Raw genomic sequence first — 14,540 nt, 5'->3', positions numbered from 1 at the left:
TGGCAGTTGGCGGGCAGTGAGTAGAGGAGGACGGGATGTCGAGTCAGCTTTGGGTCGGAGCGAGTGTCAAGAGGCGTTCGCGCGCGCGACGCTCGCTAAGAAAAGCGTCGCGCGCGGTGTCGTTTCCAGGCGCATCGCGCGTCCGCCGAGAGCGCCTTCGCCAAGCTCTGTTCTCCCCGGCATCGGGCGGGAGAAGAGTGGTCTAGCGCGGTAACTGTCGCGTGCGTCCAGGAGGAAGCGCCGTCGTCTCTTCGTCGTTGTCGCCGCGTTTTTCGCCCGTTTCGGCGAGGACCTCTTTGATCGCGCCGACGCTCGAAAGGACGCTCGCCGTCTCCACGGGCATGAAGATCACTTTGGAGTTGTTCGTTTTAACCATCTCCTTCAGGCTTTCGATGTAGCGCGTGGTGAGCAGATAGTGTGACGGATCGCCCTGTCCGAGCAGCGCCTGCGAGATGCGCGCGATAGCTGCGGCTTCGGCTTCTGCGGCGCGCAGACGGGCTTGGGCGGCGCCTTCAGCCTGCAGGATGGCCGCCTCTTTCTCGCCTTCGGCGCGCGTTATCGCCGCTTGCTTTTCGCCCTCGGCGCGCGCGATGGCTGCCTGCTTTTCGCCTTCGGCTTGAAGGACGAGCGCGCGACGGTTGCGTTCGGCGGTCATCTGTTTCTCCATCGTGACGCGCACATCTTCGGGCGGCGTGATGTTTTTGACATCGACGCGCGTCACCTTGACGCCCCACTTATCGGTCGCCTCATCGAGGATGACGCGCAGCTTGGAATTGATCTGCTCGCGCGACGAGAGCGTGTGATCCAAGTCCATCTCGCCGATCACCGAACGCATGCCGGTGATGGTCAACTGGATGATCGCGCCGACCAGATCGGCCACCTCATAGACGGCTTTGATCGGATCGGTGATCTGCCAGTAGACGACCGAATCGACGTGAATCGTCACGTTATCGCGCGTGATCACTGGCTGTGGCGGGAGATCGATGAACTGCTCGCGCAAGTCGATCGACGTCAAGCCGGGCCGCGTTCCGGTCCAGTAGACGGCGCGCGGGCGATCGAGGAATGGGACGATGACGTTCAAACCGCTGGTCGCCAGACGGCTGAAGCGTCCTAACCTTTCGATCAACATGACGGTCGCCTGCGGTACGATCTTGATCGTCTTCGACGCGACGACGAGCAAAGCGATGGCGAGAAACAGGAAGAGGAAAAGCACTTCGAATTCCATCTTCAACCTCCATTGGTGCCTTCCACTTTACGGATCAAGACCGAACCTAATCCTCAGCGAAAGGGCTTGAGATCTACGTATCATGACGCGATCGAGGCTGAACCCAATTTGCAACGCAAGCGATCCGAGCGCGCCCAACGAACCAACTCATCACCACCGAAGACTGGGCCTAATTTGCAAGCCAAGGGCCGGGCATTCGACCTGAAAGATCAATTCCGTCCGCGACTTCGCCGCGAGAGCGTCGGCGAACGCGCTGGCGCTTTCTGCCGTCGCAACAGTTCCAACTCCTTCGGCGTAAGAAAGCGCCACTCCCCCGGAGCCAGTTTCTCGTCGCGGATCGGCCCGATCGCCACACGGCGCAGCTTAACGACGGAGTGTCCTATCTTGTCGAACATGCGGCGTATCTGCTGATTCTTGCCTTCGTATAGAACCACCTCATACCATGTGTTCGTCTTCGTTTCGGCCAATCTCCTGATCTCCGCCGGGGCTGTGCGCGCGCCATCATCGAGCTTGAGCCCTCGGCGCAAAAACTCGATCGCGTCTTCGGGCGGTTTTCCCTTGACCTTGACCTCGTAGACTTTGCCGATGCGGTTGCGCGCCGAAGTGATGTAGTTCGCCAGTTCACCATCATTCGTGAGAATGAGCAGTCCTTCGGTATTGAAGTCCAAACGTCCGACCGGATAGAGACGCCCGAGCGAAGGCGGGATCAGATCGGTCACAAGCGGACGCCCCTCGGGATCATGAAGGCTGGTCAAAACGCCGCGCGGTTTATTGAGTAGAACGTAGATCTTCTCTCTCTTCTCGAGCAGCGGGTTGATGAGCTTGCCGCGCACCTTGATGTGATCGCGCGTCGGATCGGCTTTAGTTCCGAGTTCGCGCACGACCTGGCCGTTTACGGTCACCTCGCCAGCGAGGATCAACTCTTCGGCTTTGCGCCGCGAAGCGAGACCCGCTGCTGCGATCAACTTTTGCAACCGCTCTTCCATAAAGCTCGCGAGGCTCAAGGTTCTTTGGGGCCTTCCAGTTTCTCCAGATCTTCGAAATCTTCGATGCTCGGCAACTCCGACAGATCTTTCAATCCGAACTGGATCAAAAACTCCTTCGACGTGCCGTACATCATCGGGCGTCCGACCGTCTCCTTGCGCCCTTTGGCGACGATCAACCGTTTTTCGAGCAACGTCTTGATCGCCGAGGTTGACTGTACGCCGCGTATCTCGAGTATCTCCGGCACGGTGATCGGCTGCTTATACGCGATGACGGCCAAGGTCTCGAGCGCAGCGAGCGATAATTTGGCGCTCGGCTGTGCGCGCAAGAAAGCGCGCACATACTCGTGATATTCGGGGCGCGTGACGATCTGCCAACCGCCCGCCACTTCGCGCATCATCAATCCGCCGCCGCGTTCGTTAAACTCTTTGGCCAAGGCTTCGACCGCCGTTTCGATCCAGCCGCGATCTTCGCCCAAGATATCAGCCATCGTTTTGACCGAGAGCGGCTCCTCGGAGACGAAGATCAACGCTTCGATGATCGCCATCAACTCGCTCAGGCTACGCGCGCCGGGCGTTGCGGCGCGTTCCGTCTCTTCCTTTTCGACATCATTGACTTGAGCCTCTCGCTTCGGCCCATCGTCTGCCGTCGTCTCCCCGTTCGAATGGCGCGCGGAATCCCCCTTTTCGAGCCGAGGCTCAACCGCGCTCTCGTTTTCGCCGTCTCGCATCTCTTTCATCCTAGGTTCGCTCATAGCTCTACGGCACGCTCGACTTTTCGAGCGATGATGTCACCGAAGATCTCTCGTTGAATCAAAGCGATCGAGTCCGTGCGCACGAGTTCGAGCACAGCCAAGAAGGCGAGAACCAGTTCGCGGCGCGACCGAGCCTGTTCGAAGAATTCGCGAAGATTCAATTCGCCGCGCGCGGAGATCTCCGCGCGCAACCGGTCGAGCATTTCAGCCATCGTCAACTCGTCGCGCTCGATTTCGATCAGCGCCTCTTGCTTGCGCCGCGCGAGGACCTGTTGGAAAGCTTTGAAGAGGTCGAAGACCGTCACGGCGATCTCCGGATTCTGTTTATCCGTTTCGAGCGGCGCGCGCGTGAAGATGGCCTGCTCGACCGTCGCCTTGGCCCACAACATCTGCGCGGCGGCCTTGTACTTCTGGTACTCGAGCAGACGCTCGACCAACTCCCGGCGCGGATCCTCTTGCGCCGCCTCCTCGCCATCAGCCGCTGGTTCGCGCGGCAACAGCATGCGTGATTTGATCTCGAGCAGCGTCGCTGCCATGACGAGAAATTCGCTCGCGACCGTTATATCTAGCTCCTGCATCAATCGCAGGTAACGGAGATATTCATCCGTGATGCGCGCGATCGGGATGTCGTAGATGTTCACACGCTCCTGCCGGATGAGGTAGAGCAGGAGATCGAGCGGCCCGGAGAATTCGCCGAGGATGAGCTTCAGCTCTTCTCCGCCCCGCTCGACGACGAGCGCGGGGTCGGCCCCAGCGACTTTGATCTGCGCATTTTCCGTTTCAGCCGACACGTTTCTCATCTCCCGGGCCCGTTTCGCCCTAATTGAAGTTTCGCGCGCCAACGAGCCCCACCCGTTCTTTGACGAGCCTGTAAGTTTCGCTGGCGATGCTTCGCGCTCGCTCCGCCCCTTCGGCCAGAATTCGATCGAGCTCTTCATCGCTGATGGCGCGAATGCGCTCCTGCAAGGGGCGGAGGAATTCGATCGTCACCTCGGCCAATTCCGCTTTCAACTGCGCATAGCCCTTTCCGGCGAAATGGTCTTCGATCTCTTCGCGCGTCTTGCCGGTGAGCAGTTGGTAGATCGTTAACAGGTTCATGATCGCGGGCCGCTCCCGATCGAACCGTATCTCCATCCCCGAGTCGGTGACGGCGCGCCGGAACTTGTTGCGCACCGCGTCCGGATCATCGAGCAGCGCGATCGTTCCCTTCTGATCGTCGTCCGATTTCGACATCTTTTTCGTCGGATCGCTCAAAGACATGATGCGCGCGCCGACCGGTGGGATGTACGGCTCGGGCACGCGGAAAGTCTCGCCGTAATCGCGGTTGAAGCGGATGGCGAGGTCGCGCGTCAATTCGAGGTGCTGCTTTTGATCCTCGCCGACCGGCACGAGATCCGTTTGATACAACAGTATGTCAGCCGCCATCAGGACCGGATAATCGAACACGCCGACGCCGACGTTCTCCCGTTGCCGCCGCGCCTTGTCTTTGAACTGCGTCATCCGCTCGAGCTCCGACATGCGCGTGATGCAGTTGAGCACCCACGCGAGCTCGGCATGCTCAGGCACGTCCGACTGAACGAAGATCGTGGAGATCTGCGGATCAATCCCGACGGCCAAGTATATGCGCGCCAACTCGCGCGTCTTGGCGGCGAGCTCGCGCGGATCCTGCGGCGACGTGATCGCATGGAGATTGACGATGCAGAAGAAGCTCTGATACTCGCGCTGCAATGCCACCCAATTGCGCAAAGCGCCGAGATAGTTCCCGAGATGTATGTTGCCCGATGGTTGAACTCCGCTCAAAATCCGCTTCATAAACGAATCCTTCGCTTGTCCCCTTTTCGCCTTTTCCATCCCCAGCTCGATAGGCCGGGGCCTTCAGGCAATCGCTCAAAAGCAGCTCGCGCAAGCTCCGCCCGCCTCGCCCCTTCGCTCCCCGACACCTTAATAGCCGAGCAGGAGGGCAGCCCAAGCGAACGGCATGATGAGACGAAAAATTGAACTGAAGACGCCGGTCAAGACGGCGACGAAGAGCAGGATGAAGCCGAATCGATCGAGCGACTGAAACGCGCTCTCCCATCGTTCCGGCAACAGGCTGCCCAGAATCTTGCTTCCATCGAGCGGCGGGATCGGCAAAAGATTGAAGATCGCCAAGGTTACGTTCAAGATGAAGAGCACGACCAAAAGCTCCACCGCGCCGCGCGCTAGGATCGACTCGGTCATCGTCGGAACGAAGGAACTGCCGCCAAAGGTTATCATTCCAAGCTCAAGCAGCAGACGGATCGCCGCGCCCGCCAAAAAAGCGATCAGCAGATTGGCCAGCACGCCAGCGGTCGAGACGAAGAAGTTCGCCGCCCGACGCCTTGTCCAGTTCGCCGGATTGATCGGCGTAGGGCGCGCCCATCCGAGAAGCGGCGCGTTCGTGAAGAACGCCACTGCCGGGAAAAGCAACGTGCCCACTGGGTCGATGTGCGAAGCCGGATTGAGCGTGATCCGGCCCAACGAGCGCGCCAGATCGTCGCCGAAGCGATCGGACATCCAAGCATGGGCCGCCTCATGCGCCGATAGCGAGAAGACGAGCGCAACCATGTAAAGGACGAAGAGGCTTAAGTTGAGATCCTCCATAAACCCGCTCGAAAAAGATTCTTGAGAACGCCGCGGCGCGCGAGTTCGCTTTGCAAATCAAGCGAAGCTAGCACGCCGTCCTTGCCATGTCAAAGGCGAACCTTGCCCGGTTCAACCTCAAGCGACCAACAAGCCGCGAATCCCCATGGCGAGCCGGTAGATCGCCTCGCTTGTCGCCACGACCATCTCGCCGTCTGGGCCGAAAGCCAAGCCGACGACGTTCATCCCAGCGACGAACATCTCGGCACGGCTCCCATCGGGGCTGATGCGAACGATGCCGCGCCTTCCGCGCAAAGAGGCGGCGACATAAAGGTAGCCTTCGCGATCGAAGGCCAGCCCTTGCGGACGCCCCAGCCCCCGATAGAAGACGCTCGAACGCCCCGCCTCGTCTATGCGCATGACGACGTCGTAGCTCGAAACGGTTGGTCCTGTGACGTAAAGCGCATCGTCGGGGCCGAAAGCCAGATGATACGCGGCGACCGATGGCTCAAGCTGCGCCCAGTTTTCCGCTTCACCGAAGCCGCTTACGCGATAGATCGTCCCAGTACGATCGCCGACATAGAGATAACCGTTCCGGTCGAAAGCGAGCCCCGTCGCCACCCCGAGGTCTTTAGCGAAGGGCATCACTTCGCCGAAGACCGAGACGCGATAGACCGTCCCATCCAAACGGCTGGTCACGTAGAGTTGACCGTTGCGGTCGAAGGCGAGCCCCGTCGGATTGACGATCTCATCGGTGACCGGGATCAGTTCGCCAGCGGCATTGAGCCTCAACAATGAGTTTGGCACACGCTGCCCGCGCGAGCCGGAGCGCGTCACGTAGAGCGAACTGTCGTCCGGATCGAAGACCGGATTGGCGACCATGTGCAAGTCATCGGCGAGCTTCATCCCGAGCTTGAGCTGCGCCGCCGAACTGCGCCCAGCGCGACAGACCAAACGGACCTCCACTTCGCCGCTGTGATCGAGCTCCGGCACGATCGCCAACACACGGCGCGGAGAGGCGGCCACTAACCAACCTTGCACGCCATCGAACTGCGCTCTACATGAGCGCAGGTGACTCGTATCGAAATCCGCACACTCGATCACCACCTCGCCTCCAGGAATGGCCGCGGGTGGATCCACGCGCAGGATTTTTCCGATTTCGCTCATCATTGACAGGCGACGATCATAGAGCTTTGGAACCCAAACGCCAAGTTACTCATCATACGACGGGTCGCAAAGCGCATACAACTTCATCGCCGGCCAAAGCTCGCTGTGGGACTCCATCTTGTCTTTGCTGCCGATGTGAGATAAATTTTCCCTCTGGCACCGAAGCGTCATCGAGGGCAGAGGCCGATTCTCAGCCCTCGTCGCTGAATGATGACAATGTTTGACCTTCTCGGTGGGATGATCGTTTCCCATCAAATAGCCAACGTCCTGCGACGTCCGTTCCCAACCGCTCGCCGCCTTCGCGCTGTAACCTCTCAACGACGATTTGCGGATCAGCGCCCCGGCAGTATGCTGTGCGGGCGGATGCGGATCGGGGAGCAGCTTCTTTCTGGGGGGATCGACCATTAGCCAGATCTACGGACACACGGGCGGTCTGAAGCCCAGCCAACAGCGCCGGGTCGCAAAGCTTTACGAGCGCCGGGTCGCGCCGCAGCAGATCGTCACGCCGGAACTCGCCCGCCAGTTGGCCGAACTATCGCACGAAACGCGGCGTCAGATCGGAGTGCTCGTCGATCGCAAGGGTCGCGTCGAGTACGTCATCGTCGGCGATGCGCATCGCATCGAATTGCCGGATTTCCGCCGCATGCGCACGAGCCCCGAGCGTTTCCGCGGTCTGCGCTGCATCCACACGCATCTACACGCCGAACCGCTCACGCAAGATGACCTCACCGATCTCGCTCTGCTGCGACTCGATCTGATGGCCGCCATTGTGGTCGATGGGCAGACGGGGTTACCGACGGTTGTCTACGCGGCGCATCTGCTTCCGGCTACAGCCCATCAGCTGCGCGAAGCCCATCGCTCCCCTTACGTCTTCCTCGAGCCGCGTCCTCCATCTCAACTGAACCTCGACTTTCTCGCCCTCATCTCTTCGCTCGAAGAGGAGATGGCGCGAAACCGCCGCGCCGCTCGGCAAGCCGGCACGGAAGAGCGCGCGATCCTCATCGGGGTGACGACCGGACCGCTCAGCGAAGCCGAAGAATCGATGGCGGAACTGCGCGAGCTGGCCGCTTCGGCCAACATCGCCGTGCTCGATTGCGTCATTCAACGTCGCTCGGCGATCGACCCGCACACCGTCCTCGGTCGCGGCAAACTCGAGGAGGTGCTCATCCGCGCGATGCAATTAGGCGCCGATTTGATCATCTTCGATCGCGAACTGCAACCGGCGCAGGTGCGCTCCATCTCCGAAGCCACAGATTTGAAGGTGATCGACCGCGCGCAACTGATTCTCGACATCTTCGCCCAGCGCGCTCAATCGCGCGAAGGCAAGATCCAAGTCGAACTGGCGCAACTGCGCTACCGTCTGCCGCGCCTCGTCGTCGGTCAGGATTCTGCCTTCTCGCGTCTGGCGGGCGGCATCGGCGGGCGCGGTCCAGGCGAGACGAAACTCGAAACGGACCGCCGGCGCGTCCGCGATCGCATCAATCGTCTCGAGCGCGAGATCGAGTTGCTGCGCGAACGCCGACAAGAGCGGCGCAAGCAACGGATCCGTCGCCACAGGCCGATCGTCTCTCTCGTCGGTTACACTAACGCCGGCAAATCAACCCTGCTCAACGCGCTGACAGCAAGCGACGTCCATGTCGAGCGGCGCATGTTCGCCACGCTCGATCCGACCGCGCGGCGTCTTCGCTTGCCGCGCGAACGCGAAGTGATCATCAATGATACGGTAGGCTTCATCCGCGATCTCCCGCCCGATCTGATCGCCGCCTTTCGCGCGACCCTTGAAGAGATCCGAGATAGCGATCTGCTGCTTCATGTCGTAGACGTTTCGGATGAAGGTTGGCCGCGGCGGTTCGAGGCGGTCGAGCGCATCTTGCGCGAACTGGGCTTTGCGACAATCCCTCGCCTTACGGTCTTCAACAAAACGGATCTAGTCGATCCAGCGAGCATCGCGGCGGCGGAACGCCAGATCGAAGCGTGCGGCGTGCGCGCGCACGTTTTCGTTTCGGCCATCGATCGAAAAACCCTCGATCCGCTTCTCGCTCGCCTCGATGAAGCGCTCGCGCACGAAGATTCGCTCTGTGGGCAACCCGACTGGTCCGCGGCTGAACTTGCCGCGATGAGGAAGATATAATGCGCAACTCTTGGCTTCGCCACCACAAACGTTCCCCGGCTTTCACCATCAGGCAAGCTCGCGAAGCTCTTTCGCAAAAGATCGACCGCTACTTCCTGCAACGTTTCCCCCCGCGCGCTTTGAAAATCGGCGGATTCATCCTGTTCACGTTCGTCTCGACGCTCCTACTGGGCGGCGAGTTTCTGCGCGCGCGCACGGAGAACTATCGCGAGGGCGATGTCGTTCGCTCGACCGTCATCTCGCCTGCTGACATCAGCGCGATCGATGCCCGCGAGACCGAGCGACGGCGCGCGGCGGCGATCGAGGCGGTGCGTCCCGTCTGGCGCTATGAGCCGGCACGCGCCGCTGGCGCGCAGAAGTTCCGCGCCGCTTGGCAAGACCTGCAGCGTCAAGCCGCGACTCAGCCGAACGCCGAGCAGGGCGAACCGGTCTGGACCGGAGAAGGAGACGGACGGGTCGCGCGCATCATCATCGCCCATCGTTTCGACCCGGAGATCTTGAACGATCTACTGCGACTGCTGCGCGAGGCGAACGATGGCTACGTCTACGATGACCGCGAAGCCGACAACCTGCGCCCCGAGATACGGCTCGTCGACGGGCGCACCGGCGCCCAATCGATCATCTCGACGAACCAAACTCCGTTGAAATCGCTCTCGATGGCGCGGCAAACGCTGCGCGCCCGACTCAACCTGCGACTCAAAGACTGGCCGACCGAAGAACGCGACGCGATCTTCGGCGCCCTCGCGCCGCTGCTCGCCCCAACGCTCATCTTCGATGCGCAGACGACCGAAGCGGCCCGCCGCGAAGCCGCCGCCTCGGTTCCGCCAGCCACCATCACGCTCAAGCGCAATCAAGTCATCGCGCGCGAAGGCGACACGGTGACAGAGCACATGCTGGCCCAATTCGAGGCCGTGCAAAATTACGGCGCCGCGCAGCGCCGCCCGCACCATTTCATCGGCCTCTTCCTCGTCATCGCAGCGCTCTACTGGATCGCTTGGAAGTTCACCGAAAAGCGCAGTTCGACGGCCAGCCTCTCGCTTTCGCTCGAACGCGCCTTCATGCTGCTCGCCCTGAGCGTCATCGTCGAGACGATCTTAATGCGCGTCGGGTTTACGGTCGCAGATAGCATCGCCTCGCAGAGCCTTCGCCCGCCGACGAACGATCCAACGCTCTGGAGCTTCGCCATCCCCTTCGCCTCGGCAGCGTTGCTTGTGGCGCTTCTCGTTGATACGCAACTGGCCTTCATCACCGGTTTGATCACAGCGCTCTTCGCCGGTTTGCTTGCGCCGAACGGCATGTTGATGACCTTCTACGCGCTCACCTCGTCCGCCGCGGCGATCTACGGCATCCACCGCTATCGCGAACGCCAATCGGTAACGCTCGCCGGGCTTTTCGCCGGAGCGGTCAACGCGCTGATGGCGCTGGCCGTCATCCTCGCCGCCCAACAACCGCTGACTTTGAACTCGGCGCTGCTCGCCGCCGGATGCGGCATCGCTGGCGGATTGCTCACGACGATCTTCACTTCCGGCGGCCTGCCGATCAACGAATCGCTCTTCGGGATATTGACGGACGTCAAGCTGCTCGAGCTTTCGAACGCCGATCTGCCCATCCTCAGCCAACTGGCGATGCGCGCTCCGGGCACGAATCAACATTCACATGCGGTCAGCCAACTGGCCGAAGATGCCTGTCGCGCCATCGGCGCCAACGCCCTTCTGGCCCGAATCGGCGCGCTCTACCACGACATCGGCAAACTGGCCGCGCCCGAGATGTTCGTCGAAAATCAAACGGGCGAAAATCCACATGATCACCTTCCGCCGGAACGCAGCGCGCGCATCCTCATCCATCACGTCAGCTACGGCTTGAAACTCGCCAAAGAGATCGGCCTCCCCAAACAGATCGCCGACTTCATCCCGCAACATCACGGCACGCGCACTCTCCACTTCTTCTTGCGCAAAGCGCAAGCCCAAGCCGCCCCCGGACAGAGCGTCGACGAATCGCAGTTCCGCTATCCCGGACCGAAGCCGCAATCGAAAGAGGCCGCCGTGATGATGCTCGCCGATTCTTGCGAAGCGGCGGTCCGCTCGCTGGCGCGCCCCGATCCCGAGAACATCTCAGCCATCGTAAGCAGAATCTTCGACGCCGTCGTCAGCGATGGCCAACTCGATGAGTGCGACCTGAGCCTACGCGAATTGACCAAGATCAGAGAAGCGATGACCAATTCATTGATCGCCATCTATCATCCGCGTGTCGATTACCCGGGCTTCAATCCCCCAGAGGAACCGCCACACTCGCCATCCGAAAGAGAACGGCGCGGCGCGAGTTACGCTGGCCCAGCGGAGGTCCCGATCAGCAAAGGCGGGGAGGTCGAAGACGAAGCGATCTCGCGCCGCTCCGACTGATCGGCCTGCCGCTACGGACCGGGCCTTGCCCGAAAGATCCCTCTTGCAAATTTCGCCAGATGTGCTAGAACCAAAAGCTTCTCGCTCTGAAGAGTCCATAAAGCACGGGAGATTTCATAGTGATCGAAGATCGGATCGCGGCTCCATGCATATCGACTTCAAGATCTTGCCTCCTCGAACCCGGTCGCCTATGGCTAATTCTCGCGTTCCTTCTGAGTTGCGGTGCCGTCGCGCGAGCGCAGAATGAATATCGGCTGCGTTCGCCGAACGGGAGGTTGGAGGCGCGCGTCGCCATCGCCGACAAGGTGCGCTTTTCCGTCTCGCTCGCCGGCGCGCCGCTGGTCCAGCCATCCGAGATCGCGCTTCGGATCGAAGGGAGAGATATCGATAATCCGGTCGTCGTCAGAAAGGAAGAGCGCAGCGTTGATCAAATAGTGCGTCCGGCGGTTCGCGTTAAACGGCGCGAGATCCGAGACCGCTACAACGAACTGCGGCTCGCCTTCAAAAACGGCTTCGGCCTCATCTTCCGCGCTTACGATGACGGCGTGGCCTATCGCTGGACGACGGATCTGCCGGGCGAAGTCACCGTCATCGGCGAAGAGGCGCTCTTCACTTTCGATCCTGAAGATGCCGTCTACTATGCGGAAGAAGAGAGCTTCATGTCGCACAACGAACGACACTTCATCCGGTATCCGATCAGGGAGATTTCGAACGAGAAACTGGCTAGTCTGCCCGCGTTGATCGAGAAAAGGTCCGGTGTGAAGATCTGGTTGTCGGAAGCCGATCTTCACGATTACGCCGGCATGTGGCTGCGCGGCACGTCGGGCGCGGCGCTAAGGGCCGTTTTTCCGCCCTATCCGCTCGAAGAGCGGCAGACTTCCGATCGCGACCTGCGGGTGACGAAAGGCGCGCCTTACATTGCGAAGACCAGGGGCACGCGCTCCTTCCCGTGGCGCGTGCTGGCTGTGGCTGAGCGCGATGCCGATCTCATCAACAATCAACTCGTCTATCTGCTCTCCGAAGGGACGAACGAAGATTTCTCATGGGTGCGTCCGGGCAAAGTGCCGTGGGATTGGTGGAACGCAAACAACATCTACGGTGTGGATTTCAAGTCCGGCATCAACACGCAAACCTACAAGTACTACATAGATTTCGCCGCGCGCTACGGGCTCGAATATTTGATCCTCGATGAAGGCTGGTCAAAACCGTCAGATCTGTTTGCGATCAACCCAGAGATCAACATGCCGGAGTTGCTCGCCTATGCCAAGCAGAAGGGGGTGGGCATCATCCTGTGGGTCGTCTGGTTGACGCTCGACAAGCAGTTCGAGCGAGCTTTCGATCAGTTCGAGCGGTGGGGCATTAAAGGGATCAAGGTCGATTTCATGCAACGCGACGATCAGAAGATGATCAACTTTTACGAGCGCGTGGCGCGCGAAGCGGCGCGCCGACGGATGCTCGTCGATTTTCACGGCGCATGCAAACCGACCGGCCTTGAACGAAAATACCCGAACGTCATCACGCGCGAAGGCGTGATGGGTCTGGAACATAACAAGTGGTCGAAGGAAGTTACGCCGGAGCATAATTTAATGCTCCCTTTCACGCGCATGGTCGCTGGCCCGATGGACTACACGCCAGGGGCGATGATCAACGCCAACGAGCGCGACTTTCAGCCGATCTTCGCGCGCCCGATGAGCATGGGGACGCGCTGCCACCAACTGGCGATGTACGTCGTCTACGAAAGCCCGTTGCAGATGCTCGCCGATAGTCCATCGAACTACCTGCGCGAGCCCGACGCGATGGAGTTTCTCGCGCGCGTTCCGACCGTGTGGGATGAGACGGTCGTCCTACAAGCGAAGGTCGGCGATTACATCGCCGTCGCTCGTCGGAGCGCGTCCGGCGAATGGTACGTCGGCGCGATGACCGATTGGACGCCGCGCGATCTCGCGCTCGACTTCTCTTTTCTCGATCAGGGCGAATACCAGATCGACATCTGGCAGGACGGAGTCAACGCCGATCGCATCGGCAACGACTACAAAAGGCTCAGTCGGCGTATACGCCGCGGCGATCGATTGGTGATCCACCTCGCCCCAGGCGGAGGGTGGGTCGCGAGAATCTACAAGGAGAGATAACCCGGTTGCGCTCATCCCTATGGGCTGAAGCTTGATCGCTCAGCCTCAGATCAAAGCGAACCGAACGCTAGATGCGCGACGAGAGTTGATGCGTCAAACTCATCGTCGTAGGACGAGATCAAAGCGAACCGAACGCTAGATGCGCAACGCCCAGAAGACCGGCATCATCGCCGCATGCGGCCCGAACGATCCGCGCGCGCCGAGCCGGAATAGGGAAAGCGCGCGCCAACATCTCTTGCTGCGCATGTTCGATGAACAGATCCCACCCGTTAGCCGCCCCGCCTCCGATGACGATCAACTCCGGATTGAGCAGATTGACGAGATTGGCCAACCCAATCCCCAAATACTGGCCCATCCGGCGAAACACCTCGCGCGACAGCTCATCGCCAGCGAGCCCATGCTCATAGACATCTTTGGCCGTCAATTCGCGGATCGAATGGAGCGGGGAGTTCGGATAGCGCGCCAGCCCCTCGCGCGCCATGCGCGCGATCGCCGTCGCTGAAGCGTAGACTTCCAAACAGCCTCGACTGCCACAGTTGCACGCTTGGCCGAACGGCTCGACGCTCATGTGACCGATCTCGCCAGCCGCCCCGTCAACCCCGCGCCAGAGCTGCCCGTCTAAGATGATCCCTCCGCCGACGCCGGTCCCCAGCGTCAAACAGACGATCGTGCGATGCGCGCGCGCCGATCCTCGCCACATTTCGCCGATGGCGGCGGCATTCGCATCGTTCTCCAAGATGACGGGCCACGAGATCTCCTCCGTCAAAGCGGCGCGCAAGCGAAAGCCATTGATGCAAGGGATGTTCGGAGCGTTCATCACCACGCCGCTTTTCGCCTCGACCGTCCCAGGTAGAGCGACCGCTAACGCCCGAACGCGCGCGCCATCGACCGCGCTTCGCCGCTCACACTCACGCGCCGCCGCGATGATCGCGTGAACGATATCTTCCGCATCATCCGTGTGTGGCGTTTGATACCGCACATGATTGTTGATACGCCCACAGCGATCAACGGCTGCGGCCCGCAAGTTGGTCCCACCAAGGTCTACAGCGATTACGATCTCACCACCCTCGTCAGTTCCAGCCGTTCTCTCAGCAACTCGAAGTCGTCCTTCCCTCTTACTCAACGTCTTTGCCTCTGGCTTCAAAAAATA

11 protein-coding genes are annotated in these 14,540 nt (G+C 60.6%); 3 read left to right on the top strand and 8 right to left on the bottom strand.

The features are described from left to right. Positions 1 to 202 precede the first annotated feature (202 nt). The 7 genes from PYK22_RS00545 to PYK22_RS00515 all read right to left on the bottom strand — a co-directional run bounded on the left by PYK22_RS00545 (position 203) and on the right by PYK22_RS00515 (position 6,731). Positions 203 to 1,225 (bottom strand): SPFH domain-containing protein, encoded by a 1,023-nt coding sequence (locus PYK22_RS00545; protein WP_083437512.1) that lies wholly within the window; start codon positions 1,223 to 1,225, stop codon positions 203 to 205. 209 nt (positions 1,226 to 1,434) lie between these two features. Beyond that, positions 1,435 to 2,211, bottom strand: a complete 777-nt coding sequence (locus PYK22_RS00540; protein WP_041973571.1) for a pseudouridine synthase — start codon at positions 2,209 to 2,211, stop codon at positions 1,435 to 1,437. 14 nt (positions 2,212 to 2,225) lie between these two features. Continuing rightward, entirely contained in the window at positions 2,226 to 2,939 is a 714-nt protein-coding gene (gene scpB / locus PYK22_RS00535; protein WP_211197564.1) for an SMC-Scp complex subunit ScpB, read from the bottom strand. Positions 2,940 to 2,959: 20 nt separating this feature from the next. Beyond that, entirely contained in the window at positions 2,960 to 3,763 is an 804-nt protein-coding gene (locus PYK22_RS00530) for a segregation and condensation protein A (protein ID WP_157770584.1), read from the bottom strand. 19 nt (positions 3,764 to 3,782) lie between these two features. Next, positions 3,783 to 4,775: a tryptophan--tRNA ligase gene (trpS, locus tag PYK22_RS00525; RefSeq protein WP_041973565.1), complete on the bottom strand. Its 993-nt coding sequence runs from the start codon at positions 4,773 to 4,775 to the stop codon at positions 3,783 to 3,785. A gap of 129 nt (positions 4,776 to 4,904) precedes the next feature. Continuing rightward, a complete protein-coding gene (locus PYK22_RS00520; protein ID WP_041973121.1) occupies positions 4,905 to 5,585 on the bottom strand; it encodes a site-2 protease family protein in 681 nt (226 codons plus the stop codon). 117 nt (positions 5,586 to 5,702) lie between these two features. Further along, entirely contained in the window at positions 5,703 to 6,731 is a 1,029-nt protein-coding gene (locus tag PYK22_RS00515) for an SMP-30/gluconolactonase/LRE family protein (RefSeq protein ID WP_162199761.1), read from the bottom strand. Positions 6,732 to 7,056: 325 nt separating this feature from the next. Here PYK22_RS00515 and hflX point away from each other — a divergent pair, with 325 nt between their 5' ends. The 3 genes from hflX (at position 7,057) to PYK22_RS00500 (ending at position 13,390) form a co-directional block, all read left to right on the top strand. Beyond that, positions 7,057 to 8,862 carry a GTPase HflX gene (gene hflX, locus PYK22_RS00510; RefSeq protein WP_211197563.1) on the top strand — a complete coding sequence of 602 codons (1,806 nt, stop codon included), beginning with the start codon at positions 7,057 to 7,059 and terminating at the stop codon, positions 8,860 to 8,862. After that, on the top strand, positions 8,862 to 11,261 hold the full coding sequence (locus tag PYK22_RS00505; protein WP_041973115.1) for an HD family phosphohydrolase: 2,400 nt from the start codon (positions 8,862 to 8,864) through the stop codon (positions 11,259 to 11,261). Before hflX ends, PYK22_RS00505 begins: the two co-directional genes overlap by 1 nt. 134 nt (positions 11,262 to 11,395) lie before the next feature. Next, the gene (locus tag PYK22_RS00500; RefSeq protein ID WP_408003156.1) at positions 11,396 to 13,390 is read left to right on the top strand and encodes a glycoside hydrolase family 97 protein; all 1,995 of its coding nucleotides are present in this window, start codon (positions 11,396 to 11,398) and stop codon (positions 13,388 to 13,390) included. Positions 13,391 to 13,508: 118 nt separating this feature from the next. Here the strand turns inward: PYK22_RS00500 and PYK22_RS00495 are convergent, their stop codons facing one another. Next, the gene (locus tag PYK22_RS00495) at positions 13,509 to 14,513 is read right to left on the bottom strand and encodes an ROK family protein (protein WP_157770582.1); all 1,005 of its coding nucleotides are present in this window, start codon (positions 14,511 to 14,513) and stop codon (positions 13,509 to 13,511) included. Positions 14,514 to 14,540: the final 27 nt, after the last annotated feature.

The sequence above is a fragment of the Pyrinomonas methylaliphatogenes genome, assembly GCF_000820845.2.
GTDB classification, from domain to species: Bacteria; Acidobacteriota; Blastocatellia; order Pyrinomonadales; family Pyrinomonadaceae; genus Pyrinomonas; species Pyrinomonas methylaliphatogenes.
This window is presented reverse-complemented; position numbering and strand designations above follow the sequence as displayed.